This is a genomic window from Sphingomonas sp. PL-96 (assembly GCF_020707215.1).
Taxonomy (GTDB): domain Bacteria; phylum Pseudomonadota; class Alphaproteobacteria; order Sphingomonadales; family Sphingomonadaceae; genus Sphingomonas.
In genome coordinates this window covers 246278-264792 of the sequence record NZ_JAJFET010000004.1, presented here as the reverse complement: position 1 = coordinate 264792, position 18515 = coordinate 246278, and the positions used below count along the sequence as shown (strand labels likewise).

Annotated in this window: 10 protein-coding genes; 5 read left to right on the top strand and 5 right to left on the bottom strand. The window is 65.7% G+C overall.

Annotated elements, in window-relative coordinates; genetic code table 11:
• Positions 1-144: 144 nt before the first annotated feature.
• The 4 genes from LK533_RS10345 to LK533_RS10330 all read right to left on the bottom strand — a co-directional run bounded on the left by LK533_RS10345 (position 145) and on the right by LK533_RS10330 (position 6531).
• Positions 145-2931: a TonB-dependent receptor domain-containing protein gene (locus tag LK533_RS10345; RefSeq protein WP_229362751.1), complete on the bottom strand. Its 2787-nt coding sequence runs from the start codon at positions 2929-2931 to the stop codon at positions 145-147.
• Positions 2932-3281: 350 nt separating this feature from the next.
• Positions 3282-4649, bottom strand: a complete 1368-nt coding sequence (locus LK533_RS10340) for a gluconate:H+ symporter (protein WP_229362749.1) — start codon at positions 4647-4649, stop codon at positions 3282-3284.
• The gene (locus LK533_RS10335; protein ID WP_229362747.1) at positions 4646-5050 is read right to left on the bottom strand and encodes a RidA family protein; all 405 of its coding nucleotides are present in this window, start codon (positions 5048-5050) and stop codon (positions 4646-4648) included. Before LK533_RS10335 ends, LK533_RS10340 begins: the two co-directional genes overlap by 4 nt.
• A complete protein-coding gene (locus LK533_RS10330) occupies positions 5047-6531 on the bottom strand; it encodes an N-acyl-D-amino-acid deacylase family protein (protein WP_229362746.1) in 1485 nt (494 codons plus the stop codon). Before LK533_RS10330 ends, LK533_RS10335 begins: the two co-directional genes overlap by 4 nt.
• Before the next feature lie 58 nt (positions 6532-6589).
• Here LK533_RS10330 and LK533_RS10325 point away from each other — a divergent pair, with 58 nt between their 5' ends.
• Both LK533_RS10325 and LK533_RS10320 read left to right on the top strand, forming a co-directional pair.
• The gene (locus tag LK533_RS10325; protein ID WP_229362744.1) at positions 6590-7840 is read left to right on the top strand and encodes an amino acid deaminase; all 1251 of its coding nucleotides are present in this window, start codon (positions 6590-6592) and stop codon (positions 7838-7840) included.
• 10 nt (positions 7841-7850) lie between these two features.
• Positions 7851-10142 carry a beta-N-acetylhexosaminidase gene (locus tag LK533_RS10320; RefSeq protein WP_229362743.1) on the top strand — a complete coding sequence of 764 codons (2292 nt, stop codon included), beginning with the start codon at positions 7851-7853 and terminating at the stop codon, positions 10140-10142.
• Positions 10143-10330: 188 nt separating this feature from the next.
• Here the strand turns inward: LK533_RS10320 and LK533_RS10315 are convergent, their stop codons facing one another.
• Entirely contained in the window at positions 10331-12676 is a 2346-nt protein-coding gene (locus tag LK533_RS10315) for a zinc-dependent metalloprotease (RefSeq protein WP_229362742.1), read from the bottom strand.
• Positions 12677-12864: 188 nt separating this feature from the next.
• On the opposite strand from LK533_RS10315, the gene LK533_RS10310 reads away from it, so the two are divergent.
• The 3 genes from LK533_RS10310 to LK533_RS10300 all read left to right on the top strand — a co-directional run bounded on the left by LK533_RS10310 (position 12865) and on the right by LK533_RS10300 (position 18336).
• Positions 12865-13362, top strand: a complete 498-nt coding sequence (locus LK533_RS10310; protein ID WP_229362741.1) for an Lrp/AsnC family transcriptional regulator — start codon at positions 12865-12867, stop codon at positions 13360-13362.
• A gap of 266 nt (positions 13363-13628) precedes the next feature.
• On the top strand, positions 13629-16706 hold the full coding sequence (locus tag LK533_RS10305) for a TonB-dependent receptor plug domain-containing protein (protein ID WP_229362740.1): 3078 nt from the start codon (positions 13629-13631) through the stop codon (positions 16704-16706).
• A 22-nt stretch (positions 16707-16728) separates the two neighbouring features.
• On the top strand, positions 16729-18336 hold the full coding sequence (locus tag LK533_RS10300) for an amidohydrolase (RefSeq protein WP_229362739.1): 1608 nt from the start codon (positions 16729-16731) through the stop codon (positions 18334-18336).
• Positions 18337-18515 lie beyond the last annotated feature (179 nt).

Below are 18515 nucleotides of genomic sequence, written 5' to 3'. Positions count from 1 at the left end.
TCAAGGCCGCGTCGGTGGGGCCGTTGGTGCTGATCCATGCTGGTCGCTCTGCCGCGGAGCCAAGTCGAGCGGGTGGGCAGGCCTTGCCGAACGAGGCATCGGATCGGCAGCGCCGGCCCGTTGAAGGGCCGGCGCTGCCGGCCATCAGAAGTTTGCGCGGACGCCCAGGCGGAAGGTTCGCCCAAGCACGTCGTATAGCAGGGAGTTCACACCCGGGCTGACGCCCGTCGATGGTGCCGCCACCGGGTCCTTGTCGAACAAGTTGTCCACCCGGAAATAGGCGCTGACCTGGCTGGTCATGTTGTAGCTGCCTCCGACGTCCACATAGAAGGCGCCGGGCATCGTGTTATCGTTCACGGTGGGGTTGTTGTTGGTAGAAACCGGGCAGTTGGTCTGGCACTCGATCCATTCGTTCGAATAAACGCCGTCGCTGATGAACCGCTCGGTCAGCGTGAAGTTGAAGTCGTCGGTATCCCAGCTTTGCGTCACCAGACCCTTCCAGTCAGGTGTCGTGCCGCTGTTCACACCCGCGGTGTCGATCGGGATCGCACCGACGACGTCCGAGGTCGTCAGCAGTTCGAACACGCGCGTGGCCAGGCCGCGCACCGTGAGCCGGCCCGGCAGGCCGATGCCCGACAAGGGTATGCGATAGGACGCTTCCAGATCCAGGCCCTTGGTCCGGATGCTGGCCGCGTTGAACGCCGTCACCTGGACATAATTGGCACCTGGGATCGGGCTGTTGAGCAGCGTTGCAGCGCACTGGTCCTGCGCGCCGGTCTCGCACAGATCGACGATCTGCTGCGCGCCAAGCGAGATGATCGCGTCCTTGATCTTGATGTCGTAGTAATCGACGGAGACGGCAAAGCCAGGCAGCCAGCTCGGCTCGGCATAGACCACACCCACTTCCGTGCTGCGGCCGATTTCCGGATCCAGATCGGTGTTGCCGGCAACCCGGTTCTGGATGTTGATCACATTGCCCTGGTACAGGACCGTCGAGTTGGTCACGATCTGCGCCGCGAACAACTCGCTCAAATTCGGCGCGCGCACGTCGCGTGAGGTCACCGCGCGGAGGCGCAAGCCATCCAACGGAGTCTTCCAGACACCGCCCAGCTTCCAAGCCTCGACCGTGCCCGAGGTGGTATAGTCCGTAAGACGGAAAGCGCCGTTGATGTTGGCTTCGCCCAGGACATCGGATTTCAGAAACGGGAAGTTGATTTCCAGATAGGCTTCCTTGACGCCGTAGCGCCCGTGCCCCGCCTTGTAGTTGCCTGCATACCAGTTGTTGCCGATCGCGGTGTTGAGCAGCGGGTCGGCCGGATACAGTTCGGAATTGGGCGTTTCCGCGCTCACCCCATTGCCATAGGGATCGGAGACCGTGCGATAGATCTCCTCGCGTCCCTCAATGCCGACCGCGATGGCAACCGGGCCCGCCCAAGAGGAGAAAGGCTCACCGGTCAGGTTGAAGTTGACGACGTTCTGCTCCTGGCGTGAACGCTGGCGCGGGCCATTCTCGGGCATCACATAGGCGTAGGCAGCGTCGCTGTTGGTGACGTCGCCGAACGGATTGAAGGGCACGCAGCCCGAAGCCCGTGCACTGGCACTGCGGCAGACGATCGTACCGTCCGGCTGGGCGATGGCGTCGATCGCGGCGTTGAAGTGGGGCTGGAGCGAGATGTTGCTGACGTCCACCGCGATGGTGCTGACGCCATGCGCACCATAGGCGTTGTAGCGCCACTCGGTCCCGGCGATCGTCATCCGACCATCGACACCCAGCACGTACCGCTGCTGATCGCGGCGGGTGTTCACCGTGATGGGGTCCTTGAACTGACCGGTGACGGTGCCGAACTGGAAACTGGTGATGCCGTTTGCCGCGCAGGCGTCACGTATCGAAGTCGGTAGAAAGGCGTTGTCGCACTGGATCGTCAGACCGATCCGCTCAGCGCCGCGATTGGGGAAGTTGCGCGAGCGCACGCGGGCAAGCGTTGCCGTCGCGAACAATTCCACGCCATCGGCAATGTCATAGCCGATCCTGCCATAGCCGACCGAGCGTTCGAGCCGGCTGGCAAGGCTGGGGGACTCCCCGATCTGGGCGCTGAGGTCGCCGCCGACGCAGAACGGATTGAAGCAGCCCGTTACTTGGCCATTGCCCAGGGGCTGGCCACCCGATCCATATTGGAACTGGTAGGGCGTTCCATTGGCGCCGAACGCGGTTCCTTGAAGCGGCCCGCTCGTGATCAGCCCGTACTTCGCGTATTGAAAGGGCTGTGCGTTTTCGATCAGCGTATAGCGCGGAAGGCCGTCCACGGTGGCTGCATTGGTGCGCCCGAGAAAGGCTGGCGCGCTGTACCAGTCGCGCCCGTTTACGCCGCCCGAAACGCCGAACTCGCCGGCGGGGGTTCCCCCTTCGAAGCTGTATTCGCCGCTGACCTGGACGTGCAGCCTGCCGTCTGCGGAGCCGCCGCCCCAGGCGAGCTGCGCAGTGACGTTCTCGTCATCGCCATAGGTCGTGATGCCGGTCTGTAGGTTGGCGCGTATGCCTTCGAAACGCTTGTTGGTGACGAAGTTGACGACGCCGCCGACGGCGTCCGAGCCATAGGAGGCGGACGCGCCGCCCGTCACCACATCCACGCGTTCGACGAGAAGTTGCGGAAACTGGCTGATGTCCGGGACACCGATGAAGTTGGCTGGCGTGACGCGCTGCCCGTCAAGCAACGTCAGCGTCCGCAACTCGCCCAAGCCACGCAGCGCGAACGAACTCAGGCCTTGTTGCCCACTGCTGGTGCTGTTGCCGCGCGTCTGCCGGCCAGAGCTGCCTTGCAACGCCGGCAGGAGGCGGATCGCCTGAAAGATGTTGGGCTGGGCCAGTTTGTCGAGGTCATCCCGGCTGACGGTTGTCGTCGGGGTCGGCTGCGAATAGCCGGTTGAAGCCAATCGGGATCCGGTAACCGTGATGTCGCCGGTTGGCGCAGCAGCCTCTTCGACTGAAGCTGTCGGAGCGTCCTGGCTGGCCGGTTCAGGTTCAGTTGCCTGCCGTGCGGCGACGGCCGGTGCGGCAGGCGCCGGTGTTGTCTGGCTTTGGTCGAATGTTGTCTGGGCGCATGCAATGCCGGGTGCAAGCAGTGCCGAGGTGGAGAGCAGAAGCGAACAGATGGATTTCACGGCAAGTCCCCCGTTTGAAATCTGGATCTTCCCGCGGACGTGTTTCTTATTATTTGATTACAAAATGTCCTGCTCTGGCTTTAGTGTCAACAGCACCAAAGCATACCTCCAAGGGCGGTGTCTCAGATCAGGGCCGAGGCGAGACACGCTCCCAGGAGCGCCGCGATCGAGATGATCGTTTCGCACACGGTCCAGCTCTTCAGCGTGTCGCCGACCGAAAGGCCGAAATATTCCTTCACCAGCCAGAAGCCCCCGTCGTTGACGTGCGACAGCACGACCGAGCCCGCGCCGGTCGCGATCACCAGCAGCTCGGCACTGACATGCGGGCTGGCATGGGCAAGCGGCGCGACGATACCGGAGGCGGTCGCCATCGCCACGGTGGCCGAACCGGTGGCGATCCGCAGCAGCGCCGCGACCGACCAGCCCAGCAGGAGCAGCGGCACCTGGAACGAGCTGGCCGTATCGATCAGCACCCCCGACACGCCACCGTCGAGCAGGATGCGACCGAAGCCGGCGCCGCCGCCGACCACCAGCGTGATGACCGCGGTGGGCGCCAGGCTTTCGTTGCAGAAGCGCAGGATCGTCTCCCGGTTCAATCCGCGGGCCAGACCCAGCGTCCAGAAGCTGACCAGCGAGGCGATCAGCAGCGCCACGACCGAGTTGCCCACGAACCGCAATGCGGTGAACGGCACCGATCCTGCGGGCGCGAGCAGCGGTGCGGCGGCGCCCAGCAGCATCAGCGCCACCGGCAGCAGCAAGGTCGACAGCGTGATGCCGAAACCGGGCGGCGGTCCGGTCCGAGCGGTGGGGGCGGAGGAGACCGGCTCGTGTTCCGTATCCAGGCCGCTGCTGACATGCTTGGCCACCACACGCGCGAGCAACGGCCCGGCCAGGATCGCGCTCGGGATGCCGATCAAGAGGGCGTAGAGGATGGTGAGGCCGATGTCCGCGCCGTAGGCGGTCACTGCCAAAAGCGCGGCCGGATGCGGGGGAACGAGTGCGTGCACCACGGACAGGCCCGCCGCCATCGGCAGCCCCGCACGGATCAGCGGCAGCCCCGTACGCCGCGCCGCAGACAGGACGATCGGCACCAGCAGCACAAAGCCGACTTCGAAGAAGACGGGCAGGCCGACCAGCAGCGCGACGCTCATCATCGCCCAGTCGGTGCGCCTTGGTCCGAACGCGCCGATCAGCCGGTCGGCGATAACCGCGGCGCCACCGGACTCGATCATCATCTTGCCCAGGATTGTCCCAAGGCCGACCACCAGCGCAATGTGACCAAGCGTGTTGCCGACGCCCTTTTCAAAGGCACCCACTACGTCTGCGGGCGGGATCCCGACGACCAAGCCTAGCACAAGGGAGACCAGCACCAGGGCAACGAACGGGTTCAACCGGACCCACGCGATCAGCAGGATCAGGACCAGAACCGCGGCTCCCGCAGCGCCAAGAAGCCCCGGCCCCGAGAGCCAGGGACCGGGGCTGGCGATCACGCTTCCCGCCGCTTCCAGGCGATGCAGTCCACCTCGACCTTGCAGTCGATCACCATGCTGGACACGACGCAGGCGCGGGCGGGCGGGTTGGCGCCGAAATATTCCATGAAGACGCGGTTGAACGACATGAAGTCGCGCGGATCGTCCAGCCACACGCCGCAGCGGACCACGTCCTCGGGACCATAGCCAGCCTCTTCCAGGATCGCGAGGACGTTGCGGATCGCCTGGTGGGTCTGGGTGACGATGCCGCCCTCGACCACCTCGCCATTCACCATCGGCGTCTGGCCCGAGACGTAGAGGAAGCCGTCGGCTTCCACCGCGCGGGCGAACGGCAGGTGCTGGCCACCGGTCCCTTTGCCGCCTTCGACGCCGTATCGCTTCAACTGCCTTGCTTCCGTCATCCGGGGATTCCCTGTTGTTGATTGGAATTGCGGCGCAGCATCCGGCCTGCGCGTGCGCGCACCGTGCCGTCCTCAGACAGGGTGCGGACTCCGTTGACCCACACGCCGCGCAGGCCGGCGGCCGGGCGTGTCGGATCGGAAAAGGTCGCGCGGTCGGCGATCTGCGCCGCGTCGAACAGGACAAGGTCCGCGGCATAGCCCTTGCGGATGTACCCACGCCCGGTCAGGCCGAAACGATCCGCTGCAAGGCCGGTCATCTTTCGCACTGCCGTCTCCAGGGGAAACAGCTGCCGCTCGCGAACATAGTGTCCGAGCACCCTCGGGAAAGCACCCCACAGCCGTGGGTGGGGAAGCGGATCCACGGGCAGGCCATCCGACCCGATCATGGTCAGCGGGTGCGCCAGGATGCGTTCGACATCGGCATCCGCCATGCAGTGGTAGACCGCACCGGCAGGCTGAAGCCGCCGTGCTGCCGACACGATGTCCGTGCGCCAATCGACGGCGATATCGGCCAGCATGCGCCCCGCCTGCTCCGGCTCCGACTCCGACCAGGTGATCAGGATCGGGGTTTCCGGTACGACCTGCTTCAGGTCCAGCGTCGAGGAACTGGCGGTGTAGGGATAGCAGTCGCAGCCGACCGGCTGCCCGTCCGCGGCGCGTTCCAGGGAGGCGAGCACCTCGTGGCTGCGGCCGTAGTTGCTTGCTCCGGCGCATTTCAGGTGCGACACCACGACCGGCTGCTCCGCCCTGCGCCCGATTGCAAATGCCTCGTCCAGTGCGCCAAGTATTCCGGCCGTCTCGTCCCGCAGGTGCGTTGCATACACACCCCCGGATTCGCGCAGCACCTCGGCAAGTGCCAGCACCTCGTCCGTCGGCGCGGCCGCGGCGTTGCGATAGGCCAGCCCCGTCGACAGCCCCAGCGCGCCCGCTGCCATCGCGTCCCGAAGCTGCTCGCACATCGCAGCGACTTCCGCCTTTGCCGCGGGACGATCGAGCCGATCGAGCTGCGCGACGCGCAGCGCCGTATGCCCGACCAGCGCGGCGACATTGACCGACGGCTGCGCTGCCTCGACGGCATCCGCCCAGTCGGCGAAGCGGCGATACCGGAACTGATCTGCCGGCCCCAGCAAGGCAAGCGGATCGGGAGGCGATTGGCCGGGCGCCATCAGGCCGGCGCCTGCGCTGATGCCGCAATTCCCCACAACCACCGTGGTCACGCCCTGGCTTATCTTCGGCGTCATCTCGGGCGCTTCGATCACGACCAAGTCATCATGCGTGTGTGCATCGATGAAGCCGGGAGCGAGCGTGAGCCCCGTCGCATCGACCCGCTCTGCGCCGGTCGCCGATCCTGCCGGCACGATGTCGGCGATTACTCCGTCCCGAACCACCACATCCAAGATGTTTCCGGGTGTTCCGCTGCCGTCGATGACGATGCCACCGGCGATGATCGTGTTCGCGGAGGATAGCAAAGCCGCTTTCATCCAACGATACTGGTAATATATTGGGTGTACCGCAATGGGTTTTGGCAAGGAAGTTACGTTGGGCGCAACCATGGGGCTGGCGGGAGATCCGCTGGACAAGGCGCACGCGGTGGCAGGAAACGCCCACCCGGGACTGTTGCAGGGCGAAGTGACGTTGCCGGCCGCTGTCCTGATCGGCTCCGCGATGCGGCATAACCTCGACTGGATGCAGCGGTTTGTAGATCGATACGGGCTCCGGCTGGCGCCGCACGGCAAGACCACGATGGCGCCGGCATTGTTCCGCCGGCAGATGGAGCGGGGTGCCTGGGGCATCACCGTCGCGACGGCACAGCAGGCGGCGGTGGCGGCCGCGAACGGTATCGGTCGCGTGCTGATGGCGAACCAACTTGTCGGCCGCGCCAACATCGACCTGGTCGCGGACCTGCTCGAGGCGTCGTCCTTCGAGTTCTTTTGCCTTGTGGACTCATCGGACGGAGTGGCGCTCCTCGGCCAGGCCATGCGCGATCGCGGGCTGACCATTGATGTGCTGCTGGAACTTGCCCCCGAGCCAGACCAGCCCGGGTTTCGGACGGGCGTTCGTACCGAGGCCGCCCAGGCCGCGGTGCTCGATGCGATCGCCGCCTGGCATCCGCATGTTCGATTGGCGGGCGTGGAATTGTACGAAGGCGTGCTTTCGGACGAGCAGGAAATCCGCCGGTTCCTGATCCGCGCAGTCGCGGTCACCGAGGAACTGGCGCGGGCCGGGCGCTTTGGTCGCACGCCGGCGATCCTGTCGGGCGCGGGTTCGGCCTGGTACGATCTCGTCGCCGATGCGTTTGCGCGATTGGATCCGGCGCTCGGGGTGGAAGCGGTGCTGCGGCCCGGTTGCTATCTGACGCATGATGCCGGCATCTATCGTGCGTCCCAGGATGCGATCCTCGCGCGCAACCCCATCGCCGCGAGCATGCGAGAGGGATTGCTGCCTGCCCTGCAGCTATGGGCATGCGTTCAGTCGATCCCCGACGCGACACGCGCGGTGGTGGCGCTGGGGAAGCGCGACGTCGCTTTCGATGCGGGCTATCCCATACCGATCCGCCATTTCCGTCCCGGCCGTGACAGGCAGCCGGAAGATGTGCCCGGGCACTGGGCGGTAACCGGCATGATGGACCAGCATGCCTATCTTTCGATCGCGCCCGACGATGCTTTGCGCGTCGGCGACCTGATCGGCTTTGACATCTCGCACCCGTGCCTGACCTTCGACAAGTGGCGTTCGCTTCTCATCGTTGACGACGATTATCGGGCCATCGAGCGGATCGAGACGTTCTTCTGAGGGGCGGGGCATGACACGAAAGCTGATGATTTTCGCCGCGGCAGTGGCCGCGCTGCCGGCGGCCGCACAGCAACGCAGCGTCCCGCTGATCCCCGCACCGGCCATGCTGGAGACGCAGCGGGGCACGCTGCGGATCTCCGCCGGTGACACGATCGCCGTCGCATCCGACGATCCAGTAGCCACGGCGGCGGGCACGCGGCTGGCCGAACTGGTTGCAAAGATGGGCGGGCCCCGCCTCGTGATGGGGGATGGCAACCGCGCGGCGATCCGGCTGGTGCGCATCGCGAAAGGCTCCATGCCCGAGGAGGGCTATCGCCTGTCTGTCACCCGCGCCGGCGTGCGAGCGGAAGCCGCGGATGACGCCGGGTTGCGCAATGCGGCAGCGACCCTGGCCCAGCTTCTGACGCCCGGCGATCAAGACCTGAAAGGCGTGACGGTGCCGCATCTGCGCATCGAGGACCGGCCGCGGTTTCGCTGGCGGGGCGTGATGCTGGACGTCGCCCGGCACTTCACCACCATCGAACAGGTGCGCAAGGTCGTCGACACGATGGCGCAGCACAAGCTCAACATGCTGCAGCTTCACCTCACCGACGATCAGGGCTGGCGCATGGAGATCAAGCGCTTTCCCGAACTGACGCGGATCGGCGCGTGGCGAAAGGGGCCTTCGACCGGGGGGCCGGACGACGGCAAGCGGTACGGCGGGTTCTTCACCCAGGACGAACTGCGCGATCTGGTCGCCTATGCGAGGGAACGTGGTGTCACGATCGTGCCGGAGATCGACATGCCGGGCCATGCGCAGGCGGCCGTTGCCTCCTATCCGGAGGCCGGCGTGTTCAAGGACCGGCCGGTGGTTTCGCCGGAATGGGGCATCAATCCCTATCTGTTCGGCACGGACGACCAGGCCTGGACCTTCATCACCGGCGTGCTGGACGAGGTGCTGGAGGTGTTCCCGTCGACCTACATTCACGTGGGCGGCGACGAAGCATTGAAGCACCAGTGGCAGACATCGCCGGTTGCGCAGGCCCAGATGAAGAAACTGGGCCTGAAGAACGAGGAGGAGCTGCAAAGCTGGTTCGTTGACCGGCTCGGCCGGTACCTGGCGGATCGGGGGCGGCGCCTGATCGGGTGGGACGAAATCCTGGAAGGGGGACTGCCGGCTTCAGCCACGGTCATGTCCTGGCGAGGCGAGGAGGGGGCGGTCGCGGCTGCAGGCCTGGGCCATGACGTGGTGCTGTCGCCGGGACCGGTGATGTACCTCGACAATCTGCAAAGCGCACGCGGCGACGAGCCGCATGGGCGGCTTGCCGTGCAATCGCTGGAGACGGTCTACCGCTACGATCCCATACCGGCGAAGCTCTCGCCCGATCGGGCGCACCATGTACTGGGTGCCCAGGCGAACCTGTGGGCGGAGTATATCAAGACGCCGGCCCAGATCGACCACGCGCTGTTCCCGCGCCTGGACGCGCTGGCGGAACTGACCTGGTCGTCGAAAGAAGCGCGGAACTGGAATGCTTTCCTGAGCCGGCTGGAACCGCAGATGGCGCGCTATTCCCGGCAGGGTGTGGGCGCAGCGGACAGCGCCTTTGCCGTCGACTTCACGCCGGATCGTCCGGCGGCTGACCTGCTCGACCGGCGCCGGGCGACGGTGACACTGGCGAACCAGGCGAAGCACGGCACCATTCGGTTCACGCGCGATGGCAGCGAGCCGACCGTGCGCTCCTCCACGTACCGGGGGCCGCTGGCCCTGGCGATGGGTGATCGGGTGCGCGCACGCCCCTTTGGAAAGGATGGCGCTCCGCTGGCCGCCACGCGCGAGTTCGCCTTGACTGCCGATGCGCTGATGACCCGGGACAGCGCTGGGCTGGACATCTGCCCGGGCGCGGGCATCCGCCTGCGCGTGGCGCTGCATCCCGACACCAACGCGGACGCGCCTGCGTACAACGTCAACCTGTTCGATACGTGCTGGTTGTACCACAAGGCGCCGCTCGCTCAGGCCGCCAAGGTGGAGGTCGCGTTGGGCCGCTTGGCCCGCCATTACGCGCTGCGCCAGCCTCAACGCGAAGCCGTGATCTGGCGCTACAATCCGACCCGCTACGGCAGCGTGGTGATCCGCTCGGGCGGCTGCGAAGGCGCAGTCGTGGCGACCTTGCCGATCCCCGATCCGGAGGCGTCGCCCAATCGGTTCGTGTTGACTGCGCCGCTCGGCACGGACGAACGAGAGGCGGACCTGTGCCTCGTGACGATCCCCTCCGAAGGCGGGCCGATATACGGGATCGAACGTGTGCGCCTTATCCCGCAGTGAGGCATTGTCGAAAGCCCGCTAGCCCCTTGGCACCTTCAACGTCTCGCCGGAGGGGTCCGGCTGGTGGTGCTGATCCGTGCGCTTCCCGCTGCCGATGCGGAAGCGGGAAGCTGGATGCGCGGATTTCCTCGGTTGAGAGCTACGTCGCGAGGACGCGCGACAAGAAGGCGAGCACTCTGGTGCTCGCTCTAGATCGGCATGCCCGGGGGTACCGCCGGCACCGGCCGCTTGAGTTCTCGGGTCAGCGCATCCTCATCGCGGAGCATCGCGCCCATCGCGCGTTGCCAGGTCGCGCCCTCGTCCTTGCCTCGAGCGTCCGCCAGGCGGGAGGCGAGGCTGGCGAGCCGTCCCTGTAGGACCCCCGCAACGTCCGGCGAGGTTCCCGGCTCGCGCGCGGTTCGTGCAAGGGTGAGGATGGTGCGGGTCGCGATCCGCCGTTCGAGCGCGGTGTCGCTGGACGTGAGCGTTGCCGCAGTCAGCCGGTCGAGCAGCTCGTCCAGGCCGGGCAGGGAGGCGTCGCGGGCGTGCTGGAGGTACAGGCGAGTCAGCCGCGCCGGCGCAAGCAGCGTCGCCAGGGTCAGCTGGGCACCGACATCCGCCGCGACCAGCGGGTCGAACACCGCGGCACCCGCATTGTCGAACACCTCCGTGTCGAACTGGGGATCGGCTCCACCGTTGACGCCGGACGACAGCTGGAGCTCGAGCGCTGCCGGCACCGCCAGTTCGCGGGGTGCCAATGTGGCGAGTAGCGCATCCAGCGCCGCAAGCTGCTCGGCTGCGGAGGCAGGCGTCGGCTCAGGGCTGTTCCCGCCGACCACCGCATAGCGATAATGGACGCCGCCGACGATCTTCCCGATCGCGGCCACTTCGTAGCGGTGGAGCAGCCACACCGGCACGAACTTGCGGCGCAAGTTGGCGAGCGGCTCGCCCGCGTGCAGGACGCTTGGCCCGAAGTTGGCGAGCGCCACCCGGCGGACCGCCATCATGTGCTCCAGGTCGGCCGGCTGGTCGTTGCCTTCGGTCCACATATTGTCGCCAGGCACACCCAGATCGTCGGCCCGGCCGTCGATGTCCGTCAGATAGCGCATGCCCGCAGCCTCGATCGCGGTCGCCTTGCGCGCGGCCTCCGCGTCCGGATCGACGCCGGGCGCGGGCTGGCCATAGAGCCAGTCGACGGTGAACTTGTCCCAGCTGCCGATCCCGGTCGCATACGCATCGCCCAGATCGATACGCCCGTCCTGCAGGCCCATGCGGGCAAAGGGATAGTCCATCACCGTGCTGCGATCCTGGAGGCTCCCTGCGAAATTGTGGACAAAGCCGATCGCGTGGCCGACCTCGTGCGCGCCAAGCTGCCGGATGCGCGCGAGCGAGACCCGGACGGGATCGTTGGCGCCCCCCGAATTGTCGCCTGCGGTACCGACCAGCCCTTCGAACAGGATGATGTCCTGGCGCAGGCGCAAGCCTTCGAGGACGACGTTGCCCTTGATGATCTCGCCCGTGCGCGGGTCGATGATGCCGCCGCCATAGGACCAGCTGCGCGTCAGCCGCGCGTCCCAGTTGACGATGTTGTAGCGCACGTCCTGCGGATCGGCATCGGCGGGCAGCACCTTGGCCTGAAAGGCATCGATATAGCCGGCTGCGTCGAACGCCTGGTTCCACCAGCCCACGCCCTCGACCAGGGCCGAGCGGACCGGTTCGGGCGCGGTGTTGTCGATGTAGAAGACGATCGGCTTCTTCACGCGGGAGCGGGCGGCGCCGGGATCGGTCTTGTCGAGCCGGAAGTGATTGGCGAGCTGGACCAGCACGTCGGCGCCCAGGGGCGTCGCGAAATCATAGATCTGGGTCGCGTGGGTGCCTGAGCGGATGTCGAAGCGGCGCGGCACGAAGCCCGGCGCAGGCAGCCGTACCAGCGAATGGTGGACGGTGAAGCTCACTTGGCGGGGGTCGGGCGCGATGTTGCTGATCTCCTTGCCCGGCGTCTCGGAGGCATAGGTCTGCACCGCCTCCATCTCGATATTGTCGGGAAAGACCTTCACGGACTTCGGGTCGGCGGCGCTCAGGCTGTCGACTTGCCGGAAGCCCTTGGCCTCGCCGTTCAGCGCGCCGGTGATGTTCATCACGTCATGCGTCAGGAACGGAGCAAGATCGACCGTCACCGCTCCCGATGGCGCGGTCGAAACGACATCGACCGTAGCGACCACGCTGTAGGGAAAATTCTCGCGAGCCCCCGTCTGGATTCGCGCATCGCCGCTTGCCACGAAGCGCGGGTTCTCGAACGTCACCGCCATCTTGCCGCCCAGCCTGCGGAAGGCGAGCACCTGCGTATCCCCCAGCATCCCGTGGTCGAGGCGGATGGGCGCGGAGCCGAGCCCGGTCTTGAGCGAACTTGCATAAAGGAACCGTCCCTGGGTGCCGTCGTCAGCCGCCGGCGGCAACGTGACCAGGATGCGCCCGTCGGCCGGATCCACGGCAACCGGCAACAGCGCGCCACCGCCGCGGACCGGCACGGGGGCGAGTTGCGCCGCGGCTGGCATCGACGTCCAGGCGAGCCCAGCCAATACCACTGAGCTCAAAATCTTGATGTTCCGCATCTGCCCCCTCGCTGCTGTGCCGCGCACCGCTTGCTGCAATGCAAAAAATTAGCACGCGCGGCATTGCGCTTCTTGGCATTTTTTAACAGCTTCGGGGTGCCTGTTGATGGATTCGTGCAAAGGGGGGCGATTTGCAGGAAGATTTGCAACTGTCAGATCTGGACCAGACCGACTTTCGGATCATTCGAGAGATTGCGCGCGATGGCCGCCTTTCGGACGTCGCCTTGGGGGAACGGGTGCATCTGTCGAGCACCGCCGCTGCGCGCCGCCGCAAGATCCTGGAAGAATGCGGAGCTGTCACCGGGTACAGCGCCAACCTCAACCTGGAGGCACTGGGCGTCGGGATCGTCGTTCTCGTCGCGATCGAGCTGGCGTCGCAGGCTGAACAGGTCCTCAACGAGTTCGAGGCGGCGGTGGTGCAATGCCCCTCGATGACCTTCTGCAGCTTTGTCTCGGGCGACACCGACTTCATCATGATCGTGCATGTGCGGTCCCTGGGCGATTACGACCGCGTGTACCGGAGCGAACTCTCGAAGCTTCCGCATGTCGCAAAGATCCGCAGCAGCTTTGTTATGCGTCAGGTCACGCAACGGGTGATTCCGCCCGTGATATTCGAGGGAAGGCGCTGACCCGTCCCCACGCCTCGGTTGCGACTTCCGGCGTGATCACGTGCTTTCACGCTGGAATCCGGCACGAAGCGCATTTGGGGATGGCAAGTTTCGCAGGACGCTGCGTTCGAGTTCGTGCAACATTCTCTTCGAACGGGGACGCTCTCAGCAACAAAATGCCGGGACACCTTGGTTCCAAGAAACTTTGACTGTGCGGAAGTCCGATTGGGGGCCGACGCCAGGAGAGGACCGCTTGAGGCATACGCTTCAATGGGGGACTTATCTCGATGGCGGATATTGTACGCGTTTCGGCAGCGCGCGGCCGTGGCTGGTGCGGCCGCGCCGGCCTGATGACTACCGTGGCGATCGCGGCACTCGCTCCGCTATCCTCGGTCCAGGCGCAGACCGCATCGAGCGCCCCGACTGCCGGCGTGCTGACAGCGGATCCGGCCAACCTGCCGGACGCTGCATCCGGCAACAATCCCCGCACCGCCAGCTCCGCTCCCCCGACCGCTGACAGCGTACAGGCGGTCGAGGCGGTCGAGGCAGAACCCGAAGCGGCCGCGGCCGGGGAAGTCACGGTAACCGGCAGCCGGATCGTGCGGGACGGCTACAGCGCTCCCACCCCGGTGACGGTGCTCGGCGCGGCTGAGATCGCCGCGCAGGCTCCAGCCAACATCTCCGACTTCGTCAACCAGCTTCCTGCAATCTCCGGATCGGGCACTGCCGCCACCAGCTCGGGCAGCCTGTCCAACGGAATTGCCGGGGTGAACTCGATCAGCCTGCGTGGTCTGGGCGCGGGCCGGACGCTGGTGCTGCTCGACGGGCAGCGCTCGGTCGCCTCGACCGTCGGCGGCGTTGTCGACATCAACACCTTCCCGCAGGACCTGGTCGAGCGCGTCGAAGTGGTCACCGGCGGCGCATCCGCCCAATATGGTTCGGACGCGGTGGGCGGCGTTGTCAACTTCATCCTGAACAAGGGGTTCCGGGGCTTCAAGCTGTCGGCCGATCAGGGAATCTCCACTTATGGCGACGGCCACAACTATCGCGTAACGGCGAGTGCCGGGCTCGGCCTATTGGACGAGCGGCTCCACATCCTGCTGAACGGCGAATACTTCCGGCAAGAGGCGGTCACGAGCATCAACCGGGACTGGAACGACAGCGCCTATTTCCAGATCAACAACCCCGCCTATACGTCCACCAACGGCGAACCGCAGCGGCTGGTAGGTTCGGGCTTCGGTCCCGCCACCTATACCGCCGGCGGCCTGATCACCTCCGGCCCGCTGCGGGGCACCTATTTCCAGGGCGATGGCCAGACCGGGCAGCTTAATTTCGGCACCACCAACTCGGTGTCGAGCCCGTGGATGATCGGCGGCGATTACCAGACGACGCTTGCGGGCCATGCGGGCACCAACTCGCTCCTCCCCAAGGAAGAGCGCATAGGCGTGTTCAACCGCACGTCGTTCGACGTGTCCGACGCGCTCCAGGTGTACGGCCAGTTCTCCTGGAACCGCTACACCGGTGCCAGCTTCTACCAGCAGACGCCCAGCACCGGCGTCACCATTCAGCGCGACAATGCCTATCTGCTGCAGCAATATCCGTCCGTGGCCGCTGCGCTGACAGCGGCGGGCGCGTCCTCGTTCACCATGGGGACCAGCAATGCCGGGTTCCCGGTACCCGGCAGCGACAACGTCCGCGACGTCTACCGCTATGTCGCCGGCGCCACCGGCAAGTTCACGTTGTTCGACAACCGCTGGAGCTGGGACGCCTATTATCAGCATGGGACCGCCAAGGTTCATGCCGAGCTGACCAACACCTGGAGCGTCGAGCGTATGGCGCTGGCGCAGGATGCGGTGTTCGCGCCCGCGGGCAACGCCGCCGGCATCCCCGCCGGGACGATCGTGTGCCGCTCCACGCTCACCGCAGCCGGCAACGGCTGCGTGCCGATCGACCGCCTGGGCACGACCGGACCGTCGGCGGAAGCCCTGGCCTACATCTACGGCGAGCAGCCCTACCGCAACGAGACGATCAAGCAGGACGTCGCCGCGTTCAGCCTCAGCGGGCAGCTGTTCCAGCTACCGGGCGGCGCGCTGGCGATCGCCTTTGGCGGGGAATATCGCAAGGAGCAGATCAGCGGCTTCGTCGAAGAGCAGTTCCAGCCGGTCGTCAATGCCAACGGCACGACGACCAGCCGCTGGCTCTACGGCAACTATCTGCCCAACCAAGGGCAATACACGGTGAAGGAGGCGTTCCTGGAGATCGACGCGCCGCTGCTCCCCGGCGTCACGCTCAACGCTGCCGGCCGCTACACCGACTATTCGACCTCCGGCTCGGTACAGACGTGGAAGATCGGCGGCACCTACACGCCGCTTCCCGACATCAAGCTGCGCGGCACCTATAGCCACGACATCCGCGCACCCAATCTTTCGGAGCTGTTCGCCGCCGGCACCGCGCGCACCAACACCGTCATCCTGCCGACGAACTCGCCGGTGGGTGCGGGCTCGTTCCAGTTCATCGAAAACACCGTCGGCAACCAGGCGCTCAAGCCGGAGGCTGCCAACACCTGGACAGCAGGCATCGTGCTCACGCCCAGTTTCCTGCCGGGCTTCAGCGCGTCGTTCGACTATTACGACATCCGCATCCGCAAGGCGATCGGCACCATCACGTCGCAGAACACCGTCGACAACTGCTACAACCTGGGCATCGACGCCTATTGCAGCAACATCGTCTACACCGACGGCGCGCTCAGCCGCATCATCCTCCAGCCGTTCAACTTCGCCAGCCAGAAGGAGAAGGGCTTCGACATCGAGGCGAGCTACCGCACGGCACTGAGCAGCATTTCGGATGGCCTGCCCGGCACCCTCAGCATCCATGCCAATGCCACCCACTACATCCAGAACGTGATCGACAACGGGATCTTCCCGATCGACTATGCCGGGGTGAACGGCGGCAGCCTGGCCGGCAGCTACAGCGCCCCGAACTGGATCTACCGGGTCAGCGCCTTCTACGACGTCGAACCCTTCACCTTCAATCTCGTCGGTCGGGGCTTCAGCGACGGCGTCTACGGCAACGATTACATCGAATGCACGGCAAACTGCCCGACCTCCTCGACCCAGTATCGCACGATCAACGACAACCACATCGCAGGCGCCTTCTACGTCGATACCTCCGTCAGCGTGAAGTTCGATGCCGATGGGCATGAGGCGAGGCTCACGCTGGTCGCCAACAACCTGTTCAACCGCAAGCCGGTGCTGATCGGCAACGGCCCGGACGCAAACAATGTGCCCGCCTACTCCCAGACGAACCGGTCACTCTACGATGTCGTCGGGCGGGTGTTCCGCATCGCCGCCAGCGTGAAATTCTGACGCAGCCGAACCAGGAGCCCTTATGAACACGTCCATTCCGCACCGCCTGCGTACTCTTGCGGCTGGCGCATCAGCGCTTGCGCTCGCCCTTCAACCCGTCGTCGCTCAAGCCGCGGGCGCGCCGAAGGGCGCGAGCAAGGCTCAGAAGGCTGCCGCGGCTGCCGCTGTCGATGCCCAGGCCAAGCAGATCCAGGTCATGGTCGACCAGGTGTTTTCCTATGCCGAACCCGGCTTTCAGGAAGTTCGCACCTCCGCGTATCTCGCCGACATTCTCGAGAAGAACGGCTTCACGGTCACTCGCGGCGTGGCCGGCATCCCGACCGCGTTCACAGCAACCTGGGGCAGCGGCGGGCCGCTGATCGCGCTGGGCAGCGACATCGACGACCTGCTCGGCGTCTCGCAGGTGCCGGGCATCCCCAACGTCAAGCCGCTGCTGGAAGGTGCTCCGGGCCATGGCGAGGGGCATAATTCGGGCATGCCGCTGGTCATCGCAGCCGCAATCGCTGCCAAGCAGGTGATGGAGAAGAACCACATCCCCGGTCGCCTGATGCTGTGGCCGGGGGTTGCCGAGGAACTGCTCGCGACCAAGGCCTATTATGTCCAGGCAGGCCTGTTCAAGGATGTCGACGCGTGCATCTTCACCCACGTCTCGAGCGACTTCACCACGGCATATGGCGACCAAGGCCAGAACGGCATGGTCTCGGTCGAATATACCTTCCACGGCAAAACCGCGCACGCCGCCGGGGATCCCTGGGACGGACACAGCGCGCTGGACGCCGTCGAGATCATGGACACGGCGTGGAACTACCGGCGCGAGCACCTGCCGGTGACGCAGCGCTCGCATTATGTGATCACCGAGGGCGGCGGCCAGCCCAACGTCGTGCCGGGTAAGGCGTCGGTCTGGTATTATTTCCGGGATCGCACGTTCGGCGCGGTGAAGTCGCTCTTTGACACCGGCAACGAGATCTCGGAGGCCGCGGCCAAGGCAACCGGGACGACCGTGGAACGCCGCATCCTGGGCTATGCCGCGCCCAATTTCGGCAACAAGCCGCTTGCGGAAGCGGCATGGCGCAACATCAAGGCGGTCGGCATGCCGCAATGGTCGGCCGACGACCAGGCCTTCGCGCGCGCGGTGCAGGAAACCAACCAGCGCAAGGTGGAGCCGCTGCGGAATGTCGTCGCGGATCTCTCGACGCCGGAGAATCGGCCGAAGTCGATGGGCGGCGGTTCCGACGATATCGGCGACATCATGTGGGCGGTACCGACCATCACCGTGCGTTATCCGTCCAACATCCCCAACATGATCGGCCACAACGTCACCTCGGCGATGGCGATGGCGACGCCGATTGCCCACAAGGGGGCGGTCGCGGGGGCCAAGGCAGTGGCGATGACGGTGCTCGACCTGATGACCAGCCCCAAGCTGATCGCCGACGCCAAGACCTATTTCACCGACGTCCAGCTGAAGACCGACCGCTATGCTCCGATTCTGGAGAAGCCGGCGATCTGGCTGAACAAGGACGTCATGGAGCGGCTGCGCCCGCAGATGGAGAAATTCTATTACGATCCGGACAAATACCCGAGCTACCTGGACCAGCTCGGCGTCAAATATCCCACGGTGACGCCACAATAGGCCGGAACTCGGGCCACGTCAGACGAGGTGCACGGTTTGTAGTTCGCGAGGGGTAGGGTGGATCATGCCCCACCCCTCGCAAGCCTGCTGGTGGTGCTGATGGACGTGCGCTTCCCGTTGTCACCGCGGAATGTCACTCGTCGACCGTGACACCTACAACAGCGCCGCTCCGCGGCCTT

Bases quoted from the DNA above. Each gene is read 5' to 3' on its own strand.
- LK533_RS10335 (WP_229362747.1), bottom strand. From the start codon at position 5,050: ATGACGGAAGCAAGGCAGTTGAAGCGATACGGCGTCGAAGGCGGCAAA.
- LK533_RS10330 (WP_229362746.1), bottom strand. From the start codon at position 6,531: ATGAAAGCGGCTTTGCTATCCTCCGCGAACACGATCATCGCCGGTGGC.
- LK533_RS10320 (WP_229362743.1), top strand. From the start codon at position 7,851: ATGACACGAAAGCTGATGATTTTCGCCGCGGCAGTGGCCGCGCTGCCG.
- LK533_RS10315 (WP_229362742.1), bottom strand. From the start codon at position 12,676: ATGCCAGCCGCGGCGCAACTCGCCCCCGTGCCGGTCCGCGGCGGTGGC.
- LK533_RS10305 (WP_229362740.1), top strand. From the start codon at position 13,629: ATGGCGGATATTGTACGCGTTTCGGCAGCGCGCGGCCGTGGCTGGTGC.
- LK533_RS10300 (WP_229362739.1), top strand. From the start codon at position 16,729: ATGAACACGTCCATTCCGCACCGCCTGCGTACTCTTGCGGCTGGCGCA.